Raw genomic sequence first — 16,534 nt, 5'->3', positions numbered from 1 at the left:
AACCCCGGGGAAGGGAACCTGGTCCGGCTCTCGGAACCCCGGGGGGCCCCGTTCCCCCCCCCCCCCCCCCCCACCCGCTTCGGCGAGGTTCGGCGGGCCCTGCTCAGCCCTTGAGCCCGAGGGAGGGGAACAGGTCGACGAACGGCTGGGTGGTCACCGAGACGCTCCGGCCGAACGGATCGTCGAAGTCCCAGATCATGAACAGCAGGAACGCGATCAGCGCGCTGAAGCAGCCCGCCAGGATCAACTCCCTCGGCGTGCGCCGGATCTGCAGCGCGAACAGCATGCCGACGGTCACCACGGCACCGGTGATCAGGCCGAACCAGACGACCCCGGGCATGGTCGGCCCGGCGTTCTGCCCGCGCGAGTTGCGGGCGTCGTCGGCCTGGCTGATCCGGTCCATGATCGGCTGGTAGGACTGCGACTCCAGCTCGGAGGCCGGCGGCCGGGTGGCGACGTCCACCCGCAGCTTGTCCAGCAGTTCGGTGCCCTTGTCGGAGATCTCGCCGTTCTTGCGCATGTAGTCCCACTCGACCTTCACCACGTACGAGACGTAGGCGTCCACGTCGGCCCGGACCTGGTCGCGGAACTCGGCCGGGTAGACCACCGCCCGGTCGCTCACCTCCTGCAACGACTGCGCCTCCCGGAACAGGTCGTCCTGGGCGGCGCCGCGCGCCTCCCAGACACCCGCGAGGGCGAGGCCGAGGACGATCGCGTAGACCACGCCGATCATCATCGTGATGTAGTCGATGACGTCCGGGGTCTCGTCGACGTTCTTCTCGGTGCCCACCCGGCGGTGCCGCAGCACCACCACCGCCACCACGACGGCACAGGCCGCCGCCATCGCGATGGCCAACGCCAACCATTCGGACATGGGAACTCCCTTCTCTGGCTCGGCTTGTGACGGAACAAAGGATCGAGGCCGGCCCCGGGCCAGGCAGGTCGGGCTCCAGGGCCGGACCGGGGGCCGGGGCGGGCCGCCTCGGTGGGGCGGTCAGGACCGCCCGGAACGGCCGCGGCCGCGTCCACGGCCCGGGCGCAGGGCCGCCGCCGCCAGGATGGCGGGCACGGTGACCAGCAGCATGGTGGTCGTCGCCGGGGCGTTGTGGTGGTGCTGCGGCGGGACCGGCGGCTGCGCCGCCCGCACGTGGTACACGGGCTGCGCCGCCGGGGTCGGCCACAGCGGGCTCGGGCGCACCGGGCTCGGCGCGTCCGGGCTGGGGGCCACCGGGTCCGGTGGGGGCGCGGGTGCCACCGGGGCCGGCGCCGGGGGTGCGGGCGGGTTCGGCGCGGGTGCCGCCGGCGGCGGGGTGGGCCCAGGTGTCCTGCTGGGAGCCGGCGTTGTCGGCGCGGGGGTCGGCGACTGCGTGGGGACGGGTGCCGGAGTCGGACTGGGCTTCGACGTCGGCGAAGGCGTCGGCGTGGCACTCGGCGTCGGGGTCGCCGTCGGGCTGGGCGTGCGGGTGGGGCTCGACGTCGGGGTCGGCGTCGGCGTGGCACTCGGGCAGGGGTGCGGGTGGTGATGGTGGTGGTGCCACCAGTCCCCGTGCCACCAGTCCCCGTCGTGGCCCCCGTACCCGCCGTGCTCGTCGTCCGGGCGGCCGGGCTGCCCACGGACCCCCGTGGTGTCCGAGGGCCGTGGTGAGGCCGGTCCGGGCACGGCCTTCGGCGTGCGGCAAGGGTGGTGCCGGTGCGGGAGCCCGGGCCCCTGGTGTCGCGCGTCGACCGTCGGGGCGACGGTGACGCCGACCTGGACGTCCACGTCGACCCCGACGTTCACGTCCCCGCCCGGCCCGACCTGCACCGACACGTCCGTCGCGGTGCAGACGCAGGAGTCGACGGTCGTGCCGTGCTGCTGCTCCCCGCCGTGGTGTTCGGTGCCGGACGCCGAGGCGCCGCCGACCAGGGCGCACATCGCGACCACACCGACCGCGGCGCCGATCAGCCTGGTCCGCCGACCGGAGGCCGCACCCCCACCGCCGTCCAGCGATATCCGTCGGGACTGCCGGCGCTGCGGCATGGGCTCCACTCACCTCTCGGGTCGCCGGGGACGGGATCAGAACAGGGCGATCCGCCCGGCCCGCAGGAGGACGCGGGCAGGCGCGATCAGACGTGATGAGGCACGATCAGGCGGACGGCCCGCCTTCCGGGGGCGGGCCGTCCGTCATCAGGTCAAACGATCTTCGAGCCGGCCGGTTACGGCCCAGCTCCGTTGTCGGTCGTCCTCAGTGGCGGCGGTGCGCGATCTCGACGTTCTCCAGGACGCCGACCGCGTCCGGCACCAGGATCGCGGCCGAGTAGTAGGCGCTGACCAGGTAGGAGATGATCGCCTTCTCGTCGATGCCCATGAAGCGGACCGACAGCGACGGCTGGTACTCGTCCGGGATGCCGTTCTGGTGCAGGCCGATGACGCCCTGGTTGTCCTCACCGGTACGGATCACCAGGATGGAGCTGGTGTTCTCCTTGGTGATCGGGATCTTGTTGCACGGCAGGATCGGCACCCCGCGCCAGGCCGGCACCTGCTGCCCGCCGAGGTCGACGTGGTGGGGGTACAGGCCGCGGGCGTTGAACTCGCGGCCGATCGCGGCGATCGTCCGCGGGTGGGCGAGCAGGTAGTCGGGGTCGCGGCGGCGGTTGAGCAGCTCGTCCAGGTCGTCCGGGGTGGGCGGGCCGGAGTGGGTCTGGATCCGCTGGTCGAAGTCGGCGTTGTTGAGCAGGCCGAACTCCGGGTTGTTGACCAGCTCGTGCTCCTGGCGCTCGCGCAGCGCCTCGATGGTCAGCCGGAGCTGGTGCTCGATCTGGTTCATCGGCTCGTTGTACAGGTCGGCGACACGGGTGTGGACCTTGAGGATGGTCTGCGCGACGCTCAGCTCGTACTCGCGGGGCTTGAGCTCGTAGTCCACGAAGGCACCGGGCAGCTCGAACTCACCGTGGTGGCCGGCCGACATGGCGATCTCGGCCTCGCCGCGCTCGTTCTGGGCCTGCTGCGGCAGGGCCAGGAACCCGAGCAGGTGCTCCTGGAGGCTCGGCGAGTTGTCCCGGATGGCGGCGAAGTCACGGCGGGTCAGCGTGAGCGCGACGCCGGCGGTGGCGGTCGTGGCGGTGAACTCCCAGACGGCGTCCGGGTCCAGCAGGGCGTCATCGCCGAAGCGGTCGCCGTCGCCGGCCACGCCGACCACGGTGTCGTCGCCGTACTTGCCGGTGCCGATCTTGTTGACCTTGCCGTGCGCGATCAGGAAGATCCGGTCGGCGGCCCCGCCCTGGGTGGTGAGCACCTCGCCGGGGCCGAAGTCGCGCTGCTCGCAGCGGTCGGCGAGGGCGGTCAGCACCTCCTCGTCCTCGAAGCCGCGCAGCAGGGCGAGCTCACCCAGCTCGGCGGGGATCACCCGGACCTGGGAGCCGGTCTTGATGAACTCGACCACACCGTTGCCGACGGTGTAGGTGAGCCGTCGGTTGACACGGTAGGCGCCGCCGGCGGCCTGTACCCAGGGAAGCACCTTGAGCAGCCAGCGGGAGGTGATCTCCTGCATCTGCGGTGCGGACTTGGTCGTGGTGGCGAGGTTGCGGGCAGCGGCCGTCGTGAGGCTGGACTGCTGCGGGACCTGCGCTGTCTCCGGGCTCGTGTCCACGGGCATCGGCAGGGGTCTCCATTCATCTGGTCGGATCACGCGGTCAGGGAAGGACGGCGACGGGGTCGCCCCGATCCACCCCGACTGATGCCATGACGGCTCATCAGACACGCGTATCGATGGGGGTGTTGGCGATTCATCGCGATCACGGCCACCGTCTCCCGGCGGCCCATCGGGAACCCTAGATCACCAGCGCCCGACCGGGCCCGCACGGAGGCCGACTACCCCCCGATAGGGTGAATCTGAAGCAGTCCCATTCCGCTCGGGCCCCGGGTCGCGAGAACATCCGTTCCCCGCCGCGGATCCCGCGCGACCGACCCCCGTGCGCGGACAGCGGACAGCGGACAGGCGGCGTACCCCCCGTACGACATCGGCGGGAGCGGGTCGTCAACGGGGGGCCGGCACAACGGGGCCGACGCAACGGGGCCGGTCAGCTGCGCCCCGACCATGGGCGCCGGCCCGCCACCGGGATCCGGGCACGCGAACGGCCCGTCAGGTGCCGGGACGGGGGCGGCCGGCACCTGACGGGGGATCGGGGATGCGCAGTGGGGGTGCGACGGGGAAGCGGCGAGGGAGCGCCGGTCGGGCGATGCGTCAGGCGCAGGCGATCTGGCTGCCGGGGATGCCGACGATGCCGGAGTTCTTGGCCTCGCCCCCCTTGTACTCGTAGTACAGGTAGGAGTAGAAGTCGATCCTGGTCGCCGCGCCGCAGGTCGAGTCCGGCGCCACGGTGTAGGTGACCGTGAAGCTGCTCGTGGCACCGGGGGCGAGCGGCACGTTGTACCGGGCGATCCCGCCGTGGACATTGTCGCTGCAGCCGTTGGTCTGGGTGCCGCAGGCCGTGGCGGTGAACTTGAGGCCGTTCTCCAGACTGGTCTGGTAGGTCGGCTGAACGCTCTGGTACACGAACTGGATCGGCGTGTCGTACGGGTTGCTGAGCGTCAGGGTCAGGGTGAACTCGCCGCCCCGGACGGTCGTTTGCCGGTCGGATACGGCCGTGAACGGCAGCGGGGTGTCGGCCTGGGCGGGTGTGGCGGAGAGGAGCAGACCGACGGCGAGGGCCGGGCACGCGGCGAGGGCGACACGGCTCAAATGTGTTCTGCGCATGACCAAGGAGCGTAGGGCGCGGTACCGGTTCCGTTGCCCCGCTCCGCCCCGGTCCGTACCGACGCACGAGTCGGGGGCGGACACCGCGGACCACCCCGGCTGCGTTCCGCCCCCACCGCCCCGCCCGGGGCCCTATGCTTCGCCCGCCGTCCCGGACGGCCACCCGGAGCCGGTCGCCCGGCAGGCCGGTGCCGGTCCGGCCGCCCCGGGCCCGGCCGGTTCAGGCGGGCGGCGGCAGGATGTCGCAGAGCGCGGCGAGCGCCGCCGGGTAGGCGTGGTCGGGCGGCGTGGCGTAGCCCACGACCAGGCCGTCCATGGCCGGCATGGCCTCCGGGCCGATCCCCGGGTGCCGGTAGTCGGCGAGCCCGTCCAGGCCCAGGCCCCGGCGGGCGGCGGCCTGGAGCACCGCGTGCTCGGTGCCGGGCTCCAGCCGCAGGACGGCGTGCAGGCCGGCCGCGACGCCGGAGACCCCGATGTGCGGGGCGCTCCCCGCCAGCGCGGCCACCAGCTGGTCGCGGCGCTCCCGGTAGCGGCGGCGCATCCGCCGCACGTGCCGGTCGTAGCCGCCGGAGTCGATCAGCTCGGCGAGGGTCAGCTGGTCCAACGCGCTGGCCCAGCCCTCGCGTTCGCCCTTGGCGGCGAGCACCCGGTCGACCAGATGGTCCGGCAGCACCATCCAGCCGAGCCGCAGCGCCGGTGACAGGCTCTTGCTGACCGAGCCGAGGTAGACCACCCGCTCGGGGTCGAGCCCCTGGACGGCGCCGACCGGCTGGCGGTCGTAGCGGAACTCGCCGTCGTAGTCGTCCTCCAGCAGCAGGCCGCCGCGCCCGCGCGCCCAGTCGACCACGGCGGCGCGGCGGCCGGCGTGCAGCGGTCCGCCGGTCGGGAACTGGTGGGCGGGGGTGAGCAGGGCCGTCCGGACGTCCTGACGGTGCGCCAACCCGCCGAGCCTGGCGCCGTGTTCGTCGACCGGAAGGGGCACGGTGGCGACCCCGGCGGCGGCCAGCAGCCCGCGGTGGAACCCCAGCCCGTACGCCTCGACGGCCAGCGGCCCGGTCGACTCGGGCGGCAGGGCGGGCGCCCCGCCGGCGAACAGCAGCCGCAGCGCGTGGGCGAAGCCCGAGCAGACCACGATCCGGTCCGGGTCGGTGCGCACCCCGCGGACGCGGGACAGGTAGTCGGCGAGGACGGTGCGCAGTTCGCGCCGCCCCTGCGGATCGCCGGGCCCGAAGGCCTCGTTGGGCGCCGCGGTCAGGGCCCGGCGGGCGGCGGCCAGCCAGGCGGCGCGCGGGAAGGACGCGGCGTCCGGCCGGCCCTGGCGCAGGTCGTGGACGGGCCCCGGCCGCACGGAGGGTCGGGGGGACGGGCTCGGCGGGACGGGCTCGGCGCGCTCGGCGACGGCGGTGCCGGAGCCCTGACGGGCGGTCAGCCAGCCCTCCGCCACGAGTTCGGCGTACGCCTCGGCGGCGGTGTTGCGGGCCAGCCCGAGGTCGGCGGCGAGCGCGCGGTACGGCGGCAGTCGGGTGCCGGGGGCGAGCCGGCCGCTGCGGATCGCCTCGCGCAGGGCCGCCATCAGCGCGGCACGGCGGCCCCCGACGGCGGGGAGGTCGAGGTGCAGGTCGCTGCCGGTCGGGTGGGCGGGCCCGGTGGGGTGCGCGCCCGGCGTTTCCGTCATGGTCACGCACCCTACCCGCCGCCACCCGGCCCCCTGCCGGGCGGCCCGGCCGCGCTACGGCACCACGGTGACCGGCCAGCGGCCCGCCTTCACCAGGCGGACGGCGACCGAGCCGATCACCCGGTGCCCGGCCTGCTCGGAGGCGCCGACCACGACGGCGTCGGCGCGCAGTTCGTCCGCGAGCTTGGCCAGCCCCGTATAGGGGTCGCCGCGCATGGTGAGGAAGCGCCATTCCACCCGCCACACCTCCTTCACGTGGTGCTCGGCCTCGCGCAGGGCGGTCAGCAGCTCGTCGGCGATCTCCTGAGTGGTCTCCTCCACCACGGCCCCGGCCAGCGCGGTGGCCGCGCCCAGGATCGGCTGGACGTACGCGACCGCGAGGGTGGCGCCCTGGCGGCGGGCCAGCCCGGCGGCGTAGGCGGTGGCGCGCCAGGAGGAGTCGGAGCCGTCCAGCCCCGCCAGGATCACCTTGGGCCCGTCCGTCCCCAGTTCGAAGCCCGCGGGGGCCGCTGCCGCCCTGGGCTCCCCGGCGCCGCCGACGGCCTCCACGTCCTCTGCATCGCTCTCGTTGCTCATGGCCCCGAGGCTATGCCCGCCACCGTGCGTGACCGGAGGGGGCCCTCCCGGTGAGGGTTGTGGCGCGGGCCACCCGGGGCGCCGGGCGGTGCGGCGATTTCGACACCGGGGGCTGGTGGGACGTCACGCGCTGTCGACGATGTGGGCGGGCTCACACGACTTTCGGCGTGACGCAGGCCACTTCGGCGGGTGGTTTGATCTTGAAAATGGTGGCAAATCGGGCCAAATCATGTCATTTCCTTGATCCTTACGCCCGGTAACGGCCCCCTGACGTGCCTAAACCTCCAAATCCTTGAAACCGCCTCAACCGCCCCCGTACCTTCGAATCCGTTGCACCAAGCACTCCGCTCCGGTCGGCTTCACCGCCCCGGAACCGGAACGGTGCCGGACCACGCGAGTGACGTGTCCCCCGAAACCAACGGCCTTCCGAGGGCCTGGTTCCGCGCGCTCGCAGCCTCCTCCGAAAGGAACCGCATGACCTTCCGTAACGAGACTGCCGCTACCACCACCACCGCCACCCCGAAGCGCCGCAACCGCGTCCGGATGGCTCTGATGGCCGGGGCGATCACCGCCCTGCCGGTCGCCGGCCTCGTCACGGCCACCAGCGCCTCCGCCGCGCCGGCCACCGTCTGGGACAAGGTCGCCTCCTGCGAGGCCACCGGCAACTGGGCCGTCAACTCCGGCAACGGCTTCTTCGGCGGCCTGCAGTTCACCTCCAGCACCTGGGCCGCCTTCGGCGGCACCGCGTACGCCCCGCAGGCCCACCAGGCCACCAAGGAGCAGCAGATCGCCATCGGCGAGAAGGTCCTCGCCGCCCAGGGCCCCGGCGCCTGGCCGATCTGCTCCGTCAAGGCCGGCCTGGGCAAGTAGTCCCCACCCCCCGGCCCGCCTGTCCCGGGCCCCCGACGCCGCCGCACCCTCCCCGGGTGCGGCGGCGTCGTCGCGTTCCCGCCCGCTGCGGCCGACCGCACGCGCCGGCCTGCGGGCCGCGCCCACGGGCGGCGGTCGGGCTACCGGACCGGGGCCCGTTCCGGGCCGCCGCCGGGCGGGCCGGCCGCCACCGTCACCGAGAAGTCGGTGTGCCAGTCGGGCGAGGGGCAGTCCTCCTGACCGGACACGTCCAGCGTCCCGCCGGACAGCACCTGGCCGGCGGTCGTCGCCGGATCGATCACCACGGCCGGGTCGATGAAGATCGCGTCCTGGTAGCGCGGCCCGACCCCGTAGTGGCAGGTCAGGGTCCGCGGCCCGGCGGCCGTGCAGTCGTACGGCGTCGGGCCGGTCAGCGTGGTGTGCTCCGGCACGGTGATCCGCACGTCGATCGGGTGGGTCGAGTACGACGGACCCGCGTTGTACACCCACAGCGGCAGGTCGATGGTGGCCCCGGGTGCGCCGGTGAGGTCGCCCGGCTGCGGCACCGGGTGCCCGGCCTGCCAGGCGGAGGAGGCGCCGACCATGAAGTGGGCCCGGGTGTCGGCGGTGGTGAAGCTGTACGGCGTGGTGTGGCCGGACTGGTCCGGGTCGCCCGGGTAGAAGGCCTGCACGTCACCGCTGATGGTGGTGAACGGCGAGGTGATCGGCGCGACGTACAGCGACAGCCGCTCCACGGACGTGGCCCCCGGCGCCAGGCCGGCCGGGACGGAATAGGAGCTGCCCGTCCCGAAGTACGTCAGCTCCACCGGCGGGTCGGCCGACTTCACCACGCCCGGCGGGGGCAGGTGGACGACCACCAGGGTCGGATCGGTGGTCGCCGCCGGGCCCTGGTTGGTGACGCGCACCTCCAGGGTCCCGTTCTCGCCCGGGACCACCGGGCCCCGGGGCGGGCAGAGCTCGACGGACAGCCGCGCGGTCCCCGACCGCTCCGCGCGCGGGGCGGTGACGGCCTGAGCCGGCCAGGCCACGAGTACTAGGGAGAGCGCGGCCAGGGCGGCGGCACGCAGGGTTCGCATCATGACCATCACGCTCCCCCCGTCCGACACTCAGGGCAACCGGATGAATGCCGTCCGTAGCGAGTCCGGCGGCGCCGTTCCGCTCCGGCACGAGCTTGCCCGGGGCCCCGGAGCGTACCGAGGTGGCGACGGTCCAGCCGCGAGCCGGTCACGAACCGACCCGGCGCACCGCACGGCAGGTACGGTCGGTTCGCCGGGACCGTAGGCGAATTCCACCGGGGGGACCATGCGCCGCACCTGGGCCCTGCTCGTGCTCGTGTCCTCGCTCGGGCTGGCCGCCTGCGATCCGCACACCGACCCCGGCCGCACGCTGCCGCCGGACGACCGGCCCGGCTACGCGATCCCCGCACCCAGCCCGCCCCACCCGCCGATGCCCGAGCTGCGCGGCCAGACCGTCCTGGCGGCACGGGCGCTGCTGCCCCTGTGGTACCCGGTCAGCGTGCGGGACGCCGGTCCGCGGGGGCGGGTCGTGGTGGTGCAGTGGGAGTGGCGGGTGTGCGGGCAGAGCCCGGCGGCCGGCGAGGTGCTGACCGGGCAGGCGATCGGCCTGACCGCGATGCGCGTCGAGGAACCCTGCCCGTAGCGCGGGCCTGACGGCCTGCTAGGTCCTGTCCGGTCGGGGCGGGAGCGGCAGCGGGAGAGCAGGGAGGCCGTCGATGCTGGTGCCGACGTACTGCTTGCCCTCGCAGTAGGTGCTGAACTCCTCCTCGTCCTTGCGGCCGAAGAACTGCGCGTGCAGCTCGCGGTCGGCGCGGTAGTCCATCAGCGGGACGGCGAACCCGCAGGAGTCGCTGACCCGTTCGGCCCGCACCAGCACGATCGCACGCAACCCGGAGCCGTCGACGGCCGGGTCGAAGCGGCCCAACAGCCCGGCGAAGCGCGGGTCGTCACGGAACACCGGCTCGCCCCGGCCGTGCACCCGCACCACGGTCGGCGGGCCGTCGAAGGCGCACCACATCAGCGTGATCCGGCCGTTCTCCCGCAGGTGGGCGATCGTCTCGGCGGTGGATCCGCCGAAGTCCAGGTAGGCGAGGGTGAGTTCGTCGATCACCACGAGCGTGCCGGAGCGGCCCTTGGGCGAGACGTTGACGTGCCCGTCGGTGGAGAGGGGCGCGGTCGCGACGAAGTAGAGGGGCTGCCGTTCGATGAACTCCCGCAGCCTGCCGTCGATGCTCTCGTACTGCTTTCCCATGCCCGCCAGTGTGCGCCCATCTCGCCTGGCAAGAAAGGATGATCCGCTGGGCGAGACGGCCGCCCCACCCGGGTGTCTGCAGAACGGCTGAACTCGGCGGCCCCGGTGCGCATTTGTCCAAGACGCCCGCCCCCGCCGCGCGGCACGCTCGCCACCGGCCGCCGATACTGGGAACGTGACGACGGAAACCCCCGAGACGTCCGCAGCCGGCGCAACCGGGCCCGCGGCCGCAGCCGCAGCCGACGAGGCCGCGGACACGGCCGCCGATGCCGCCGCCGGCCTGGTCGACGAAGCCGTCCGCGCCCGGCCCGCGCCCGCGCTGCGCCCGTACGTGGCCTGGTACTCCGGGTACCGCCAGCGCGGCATCCCGCCCGCCCTGCACCGCGGCCTGCCGTCCCCGTACCTGACGTTCATCCTCACCCTGGACGAGCCGCTGGTGATCGCCGGGCACCCCGACCCGGCGCAGCCGCCCGGCAGTTACCCGACGCTGCTCGGCGGACTGCACACCGGCCCGGCGCTGATCACCCACGACGGCCGGCAGTCCGGCGTGCAGATCGCCGTGCACCCGCTGGCCGCCCGGGCGCTGTTCGGGCTGCCCGCCGGCGAGCTGGCCGGGATCGACCTCCCGGCGGAGGAGGTGCTGGGGCGGCTCGGCCCGCGCCTCCAGGAGCAGTTGCAGTCCGCGCGCACCTGGTCCGAGCGCTTCGCCGTGCTGGACGGGACGCTGCTGCGGGCCGCCCGCCCGTCCGGGCAGGTGCCGCCGGAGGTCGGCTGGGCATGGCGGGCGCTGCGGCGCAGCAACGGCGCCCTGCCGGTGGCGGCGCTGGCCCGGGAGACCGGCTGGAGCACCCGGCACCTCCAGGAGCGGTTCCGCCGGGAGACCGGTCTGACGCCGAAGGCCGCCGCCCGGGTGATCCGCTTCGACCGGGCCCGCCATCTGCTGGCCGCCTCGCCGCCGCCCCGGCTCGGCGACCTGGCCGTCCGCTGCGGGTACTTCGACCAGGCGCACCTGGCCCGGGAGTTCCGCGCCCTGGCCGGGGCCGCGCCGAGCGCGTGGCTGGCGGCGGAGGGGCCGGAGGAGGCGAAGTTCCGAAACGTCCAAGGCGGGGCGGGTGCGGCGGCCGCAGAGTGGGAGGCGTAAGCAACCCGAGCCCCCCGAGGAGACAGCCATGGACGGCACCACCCCCGCCCCGCAGGTCTGGCCCAGCCTGCGCGCCACCGACGCCCGGGCCCTGATCCGCTTCCTGGTCGACGCCTTCGGCTTCCAGGAGGTCGTCGCCTACGGTGAGGGCGGGTTCGTCGCCCACGCCGAACTGGCCTGGCCGGAGGGCGGCGGCGTGATGCTCGGCTCCGACCGGGAGACGCCCGAGGGCGGCGCGCCCTGCCCGGGCCGGCCTGGCGGTTTCACCGCGTACGTGGTCACCGCGGACCCGGACGGCGTGCACGACCGCGCCGTCGCCGCCGGGGCCCGGATCACCACCGCGCTCACCGAGACGGACTACGGTTCGCGCGACTTCGCCGCCGCCGACCCGGAGGGCAACCAGTGGTACTTCGGCACCTACCGGGGCGCGCCGCGGCCCGCCGCCCCCGCGCGGGGGTGAGCGGCCCACCTCCGACCCCCGGTGGACCGGCTGCGCCCCCGCCGCCGCCCGGGCAGACTGGCTGCGGGGGCCACGCACAGGCCCACCCAGGCTCCGGGGAGCACCCATGCCGCAGCTCACGGTGGACGGGCGCACCCTCGCGCTCTCCCACCTCGACAAGGTGTACTACCCGCGCACCGGCACCCTCAAGGGCGAGGTGCTGCGCTACTACGCCGCCGTGCACGGCGCCCTGCTCCCCCACCTGCGCGACCGCCCGGTCTCCTTCCTGCGCTGCCCGGACGGCGTGGAGGCCGAGGTGTTCATCGCCAAGAACCCGCCGGCCGGCACCCCGCGCTGGGTGCGCACCGTCGAGGTGCCGAGCAGCGGCGGTGGCCTGCGCCAGGTGGTCCTCGACGACGGTGCCGCGCTGCTCTGGGCCGCCAACCTGGGCTGTCTGGAACTGCACGTCCCGCAGTGGCACGCGGCTGCGCCCGGGCTCGCCGACCGCCTCGTCCTGGACCTCGACCCCGGTGCGGGCGCGTCCGTCCTCACCTGCCGCACCGTCGCCGTCCTGCTGCGCGAGCGGCTCGCGGCGGACGGCCTGGCGGCGTGGGTGAAGACCTCCGGCTCCAAGGGCCTGCACCTGCTGGTCCCGATCGAGCCCACTCCCAGCACCCGGGTCTCGGCGTACGCGAAGGCGCTCGCCGCCGCCTTGGAGGGCGACCGCCCGGAGCTGGTGGTGCACACCATGGCGAAGGCCCGGCGGGCCGGCCGGGTGCTGGTCGACTGGTCGCAGAACAGCGCCAGGAAGACCACCGCCGCGCCGTACACCCTCCGGGCCCGGCCGCTGCCGACCGTCTCCACCCCGCTGACCTGGGCCGAGCTGGAGCGCGCCGGCACGGCGGACGACCTGGTGTTCACCCTCGCCGAGGTGCCGGATCGCCTCGCCGCCCACGGCGACCTGTTCGCGCCGCTGCTGGACCCGGAGCGGGCCCGGCCGCTCCCCGCCGGCCCGGCGACCCGGCAGGAGCAGCCCCGCCAGGTGCTCCACCCGCCCGTCGAGGTGATGCGCCCCGCCGCCGTCACCGCCGTCCCGCCCGCCGACGGCCTGGGCGGCGCGGGCGTGCAGTACGAGCTGAAGCTGGACGGCTTCCGCTGCGTCGCCTTCGCCCGCGGCGCCCGCCCGCCCGTCCTGCAGTCCCGTACCGGCCGCGACCTCGCCCCCGAGTTCCCGCCGATCGCCGCCGCCGTCGCCCGGCTGCCCGAAGGGCTGGTGCTGGACGCCGAACTCGTCGCCTGGCGGGCCGGCCGGTTCGCCTTCGGGGAACTGCTGCGCACCCGCCGGGCCCGGGCCGCCGCCCCGGACGTCGTCCTCGGCCTGATCGCCTTCGACCTGCTCGCCCTGCCGGGCCGCGACCTGCGCCGGCTGCCGCTCACCGACCGGCGCCGGCTGCTGCTCGCCGCGCTGGCCGACGTCCCTCCGCCGATCCAGCCGGTACTGGCCACCACCGACCGGACGGAGGCGCTGGACTGGATGGCCCGCCTCGCCGACACCGGCGTCGAGGGCCTGGTCTGCAAGGCCGCCGGCTCCCCCTACCGCCCGCGCGGCACCGGCCGTGCCTGGGTCAAGTACCGCCGCAGCGACACCCTCGACGCCACCGTCCGCGCCTTCACCGGTCCGGCCTCCCGTCCGCACGCCCTCGTCCTCGAACTCGACGACGGCCGGGTGCTCCTCAGCGCTCCCCGGCTCACCCCGGTCCAGGCCCGCGAGGTCGCCGAGGCCGTCGGTCCCCTCGCCGGCCCGCCCGTCACCGACCCCGAGCACGGCCCGGTCCACCCCCTCACCGGACCGCTGCGCGCCGAACTGACCCTCACCGGCCGCCCACCCGTCGCCGCCTTCGTCCGGCTGCGCGGCGACTGACCCCCCTGCGCAGCTCGCGCCGGGCACGCCGGGAACTCCCCGGGGCGGGAAGCGGGTTCACCCCTTCCGCCGCTTCGCCGCGTGGACGAACTCGGTGACCAGGGTGTCGTTGAAGACCGGCAGGTCGGCGGGTCGGCGGCTGGTGACGAGGGGGCCGGGGCCGGCGCGGCAGACGTGCACCTCCTCGTCCACCCAGTGGGCTCCGGCGTTGCGCAGGTCGGTGCGCAGGCTCGGCCAGGAGGTGAGGGTGCGGCCGCGGACGGCGTCGGCCTCGATCAGGGTCCAGGCGGCGTGGCAGATCGCGGCGACCGGGCGGCCGGAGGCGCAGTAGGCGCGGACGAAGACCACCGCGGCCTCGTCCAGCCGTAGCGCGTCGGGGCTCGCGACGCCGCCGGGCAGGACCAGGCCGTCGAAGGCGGACGGCCGCGCCCCGGCGACGAGGAGGTCGACGGCGAAGGTGTCGCCCGGGGCTCGGTGCCGGACGGCTTGGACGCGGCCGGGCCCGGTGGACAGCAACCGCGGGGTGCCGCCGGACTCGGCCACCGCCTGCCACGGCGAGGTCAGCTCGACCTGCTCCGCCCCGTACGGCGCGACCAGGAAGGCGATCGTCCGGCCGGTGAGCGTGGTGGACGGCCAGCCCATGGCTCAGCGCCGGTGTGGGTCGCAGGCGGAACCCAGGTGGACGGCGGCGGCCGGGGCGGGGCTGAGCCGGGCGCGCGGGCAGTCCAGGTGGACGGTCAGCTCCAGGTGGTCGATCCGCGACACCAGACCGACCGGAACGGACAGCCGGGTGCCCGCCACCCAGGGCCCGGCGTCGATCAGCAGGTGGTCCCCGGTGTCCTGTTCGACCCGGCCGAGCGGGCCGTCGGTGGCCTGCACCTCGTACCCGGTCAGGTTCAGGTCGGCAGCGTGGTGGGGTCCCGGACGGTACTCCCACAGGTCGGTGGTCATCACGCCTCCGGTTGGTCCCAGGGGCGGCGTTCGCGGCGCTCGTCCCGGTCGGGGGGTGCGGCACGGTGTTCGCCCCGGTCCCGGCCCGCAGCCTGGTCCCGGCCCTCACCCCGGCCCGCGGCCCGGCGGCGCAGCAGCGCCGAGGTGGCGATCGCCGCCGCCACCGAGGCCGCCCACACCAGCCCGAGGGCGGTCAGCACCGCGGTGGTCGGGGTCCGCACGCCGATGCTGAGGCAGATCGCGGACATCACCAGGGCGGTCAGCACCACCCCGGCGGACAGGCGGCGCCCGACGCCGCGCAGCACGCGCCGGGCCCGGCTCGGCGACTTGGCGCCCATCGTGCTCAACTTCCGGTCGAGGCGCGTGTCCTGGCGCAGATCGGACTCGATCTCCTCAAGGAGCCGTCGCTCCCATCCGCTCAACGCGGGTCCGTCCATCTCGGTCACCTCCGACACTTCCGGTGACGTGCTCGCACCCGGGCGGTTGCCCGGTACGGGCAGGCGCTAACCGCTCAGGGGGCCGCCGGTTGCGGCGTGTGGTGCGGCGCCGGCGGCGGCGCCCACGGGGCCGAAGGCCCGGGGCCGGGCCAGCAGGCTGTCGTCCAGGACGCGCAGCAGGGCGTCGGCGTCGCGGTGGACCTCGACCGCGCCCGCCGCCCTCAGCTCGGGGCCGGCGTCCGCACCGGCCGCCAGGGCGACGCACGGCACCCCGGCCCGCCGCGCGGCCAGCACCTCGCGCACGCTGCCGGCCACCGCCACGGCGTGCGGCGGTGTGCCGCCGACCAGTTCCAGCGCGGCCCGCACCGGGTCACGCCCGGGGGCGGTCACGGTCAGGGCCGGTGCCCCGCCCGGCCCGGGCCCGGTCAGCACGACCGTCCAGCCCCGGGCGGCGCACTCGCGCAGCAGTTCGGCGGAACCGGGCGGCGCAGGGCGCCAATCGGTACCGAAGAGAGCCGCCGAGATCACCGTCATGGCCGACCGTTTCCCTTCCCGGGCCACGCACCGTACGCGCCCTTCCAGGTTAGGCCGCTCCCCCGCCGTGCGCGCAGCCTGCGGCCCACCGGTTTCCCGGCACCGGGAGGACCCGCGCGGCGGCCGGTCGGCGAACCCGGCTACCCGGCGTCCGGGTCGGTGGCGAGGCGGGCGTGGAGGTGTTCGTCGACGTAGTCGCCGTCGCCGTAGCGGTAGGAGGCCCGGGTGGTGCCCTCGTGGCGGAAGCCGCCGCGGTCGGCGACGCGGCAGGAGGCCTCGTTGCCGACCGCGTGCCAGAGCTCGATGCGGCGGGCGTCGGCGGTGGCGACGGCCCAGCGGGTGACGGCGGTGACGGCGCGGGTGGCGATGCCCCGGCCGCGGACGGTGGGGAGCAGCCAGTAGCCGACCGTGGCGATGCCGTCCGACTGGTCGGTCCAGCCCAGGAAGGCGTTGCCGTGGAGGGTCCCGTCGAGGGCGTCGGTGATCGCGAAGGCGGCCGCGCGCCCCTCGGCCCAGCCGGTGTCGCAGCGGTCGAGGTAGGCCTCGGCGCCGGCCGGGTCGGCGATGCGCAGCGGGTTCCAGCGGGCGATCTCCGGGTCGGCCGCGGCCGCCACCAGGGCGGGGACGGTGCCGCCGGGCACGTCGAGGGCCCTGCCCCAGGGGCGCAGCGCGACGTCGCCCAGGTCGAGGGTGGCGGGCCGCAGGACGCGCCGCTCGGCGGAGGTCTCGGTAGTGCTCATCCGGCCTTCCTATCCCGCCCGCTCCGGTGCCCGCCAGCGAATTTTCCCGGCCGGCAATCCGCCCCCGCCCGGCCGGCGGGGGCGTGCGGACCGGCCGGTGGTCGAGCGGCCCGGCGGTGACGCCCGGGACGTCCGGTGAGCGGGGCGGGGGGGGGGGGGGGGACGGGGGGGGGGGGGGGGGGGGGGGGGGGGGGGGGGGGGGGGGGGGGGGGGGGTGAGGCCGGGGGAAGGGGAGGGGGGGGGGGT

The 16,534-nt window shown here is 75.3% G+C and carries 18 protein-coding genes and 1 pseudogene; 6 read left to right on the top strand and 13 right to left on the bottom strand.

Annotation, left to right across the window (positions count from 1 at the left end; translation table 11 throughout):
* Positions 1-103 precede the first annotated feature (103 nt).
* The 6 genes from AC07AL_RS16730 to AC07AL_RS16705 form a co-directional block, all read right to left on the bottom strand.
* Entirely contained in the window at positions 104-874 is a 771-nt protein-coding gene (locus AC07AL_RS16730; protein WP_063350621.1) for a bestrophin-like domain, read from the bottom strand.
* Positions 875-994: 120 nt separating this feature from the next.
* Positions 995-2,020 (bottom strand): hypothetical protein, encoded by a 1,026-nt coding sequence (locus AC07AL_RS16725; RefSeq protein ID WP_478317711.1) that lies wholly within the window; start codon positions 2,018-2,020, stop codon positions 995-997.
* 205 nt (positions 2,021-2,225) lie between these two features.
* Complete coding sequence (locus AC07AL_RS16720; protein ID WP_363587460.1) at positions 2,226-3,635, bottom strand: family 2B encapsulin nanocompartment shell protein; 1,410 nt, start codon at positions 3,633-3,635, stop codon at positions 2,226-2,228.
* Positions 3,636-4,223: 588 nt separating this feature from the next.
* Positions 4,224-4,736 carry a hypothetical protein gene (locus AC07AL_RS16715; RefSeq protein WP_363587458.1) on the bottom strand — a complete coding sequence of 171 codons (513 nt, stop codon included), beginning with the start codon at positions 4,734-4,736 and terminating at the stop codon, positions 4,224-4,226.
* Between the two features lie 220 nt (positions 4,737-4,956).
* Positions 4,957-6,411: a MocR-like pyridoxine biosynthesis transcription factor PdxR gene (pdxR, locus tag AC07AL_RS16710; protein WP_478317710.1), complete on the bottom strand. Its 1,455-nt coding sequence runs from the start codon at positions 6,409-6,411 to the stop codon at positions 4,957-4,959.
* Positions 6,412-6,465: 54 nt separating this feature from the next.
* The gene (locus tag AC07AL_RS16705; RefSeq protein WP_363587455.1) at positions 6,466-6,987 is read right to left on the bottom strand and encodes a universal stress protein; all 522 of its coding nucleotides are present in this window, start codon (positions 6,985-6,987) and stop codon (positions 6,466-6,468) included.
* A 474-nt stretch (positions 6,988-7,461) separates the two neighbouring features.
* Here AC07AL_RS16705 and AC07AL_RS16700 point away from each other — a divergent pair, with 474 nt between their 5' ends.
* Positions 7,462-7,857 (top strand): transglycosylase family protein, encoded by a 396-nt coding sequence (locus tag AC07AL_RS16700; RefSeq protein WP_363587453.1) that lies wholly within the window; start codon positions 7,462-7,464, stop codon positions 7,855-7,857.
* Between the two features lie 140 nt (positions 7,858-7,997).
* Here the strand turns inward: AC07AL_RS16700 and AC07AL_RS16695 are convergent, their stop codons facing one another.
* Positions 7,998-8,936 carry a COG1361 family protein gene (locus AC07AL_RS16695; RefSeq protein ID WP_363630535.1) on the bottom strand — a complete coding sequence of 313 codons (939 nt, stop codon included), beginning with the start codon at positions 8,934-8,936 and terminating at the stop codon, positions 7,998-8,000.
* Between the two features lie 223 nt (positions 8,937-9,159).
* Between AC07AL_RS16695 and AC07AL_RS16690 the strand changes: the two genes are divergently transcribed.
* The gene (locus AC07AL_RS16690) at positions 9,160-9,516 is read left to right on the top strand and encodes a hypothetical protein (protein WP_363587449.1); all 357 of its coding nucleotides are present in this window, start codon (positions 9,160-9,162) and stop codon (positions 9,514-9,516) included.
* Positions 9,517-9,534: 18 nt separating this feature from the next.
* Here the strand turns inward: AC07AL_RS16690 and AC07AL_RS16685 are convergent, their stop codons facing one another.
* Entirely contained in the window at positions 9,535-10,125 is a 591-nt protein-coding gene (locus tag AC07AL_RS16685; RefSeq protein WP_363630533.1) for a pyridoxamine 5'-phosphate oxidase family protein, read from the bottom strand.
* 175 nt (positions 10,126-10,300) lie between these two features.
* On the opposite strand from AC07AL_RS16685, the gene AC07AL_RS16680 reads away from it, so the two are divergent.
* The 4 genes and pseudogenes from AC07AL_RS16680 to AC07AL_RS16665 all read left to right on the top strand — a co-directional run bounded on the left by AC07AL_RS16680 (position 10,301) and on the right by AC07AL_RS16665 (position 13,626).
* Positions 10,301-11,266: a helix-turn-helix domain-containing protein gene (locus AC07AL_RS16680; protein ID WP_478317709.1), complete on the top strand. Its 966-nt coding sequence runs from the start codon at positions 10,301-10,303 to the stop codon at positions 11,264-11,266.
* Positions 11,267-11,294: 28 nt separating this feature from the next.
* Entirely contained in the window at positions 11,295-11,726 is a 432-nt protein-coding gene (locus AC07AL_RS16675; protein ID WP_478317708.1) for a VOC family protein, read from the top strand.
* Between the two features lie 106 nt (positions 11,727-11,832).
* A pseudogene (gene ligD / locus AC07AL_RS16670) lies at positions 11,833-12,711 on the top strand (non-homologous end-joining DNA ligase); the annotation flags it as partial.
* Between the two features lie 60 nt (positions 12,712-12,771).
* Positions 12,772-13,626: an ATP-dependent DNA ligase gene (locus AC07AL_RS16665; protein ID WP_478317729.1), complete on the top strand. Its 855-nt coding sequence runs from the start codon at positions 12,772-12,774 to the stop codon at positions 13,624-13,626.
* Positions 13,627-13,683: 57 nt separating this feature from the next.
* Here the strand turns inward: AC07AL_RS16665 and AC07AL_RS16660 are convergent, their stop codons facing one another.
* The 5 genes from AC07AL_RS16660 to AC07AL_RS16640 form a co-directional block, all read right to left on the bottom strand.
* Positions 13,684-14,268, bottom strand: a complete 585-nt coding sequence (locus AC07AL_RS16660; RefSeq protein WP_363587443.1) for a type 1 glutamine amidotransferase domain-containing protein — start codon at positions 14,266-14,268, stop codon at positions 13,684-13,686.
* A 3-nt stretch (positions 14,269-14,271) separates the two neighbouring features.
* The gene (locus AC07AL_RS16655) at positions 14,272-14,577 is read right to left on the bottom strand and encodes a PRC-barrel domain containing protein (protein ID WP_363587441.1); all 306 of its coding nucleotides are present in this window, start codon (positions 14,575-14,577) and stop codon (positions 14,272-14,274) included.
* Positions 14,577-15,014 (bottom strand): hypothetical protein, encoded by a 438-nt coding sequence (locus AC07AL_RS16650; RefSeq protein ID WP_363587439.1) that lies wholly within the window; start codon positions 15,012-15,014, stop codon positions 14,577-14,579. The genes AC07AL_RS16655 and AC07AL_RS16650 overlap by 1 nt, the downstream gene beginning before the upstream one ends.
* A 66-nt stretch (positions 15,015-15,080) precedes the next feature.
* Positions 15,081-15,548, bottom strand: a complete 468-nt coding sequence (locus tag AC07AL_RS16645) for an HAD family hydrolase (protein ID WP_363587437.1) — start codon at positions 15,546-15,548, stop codon at positions 15,081-15,083.
* 140 nt (positions 15,549-15,688) lie between these two features.
* The gene (locus AC07AL_RS16640) at positions 15,689-16,288 is read right to left on the bottom strand and encodes a GNAT family N-acetyltransferase (protein WP_363587435.1); all 600 of its coding nucleotides are present in this window, start codon (positions 16,286-16,288) and stop codon (positions 15,689-15,691) included.
* Positions 16,289-16,534 lie beyond the last annotated feature (246 nt).

This window comes from Kitasatospora sp. NPDC043949 (genome assembly GCF_056435365.1).
This window is presented reverse-complemented; position numbering and strand designations above follow the sequence as displayed.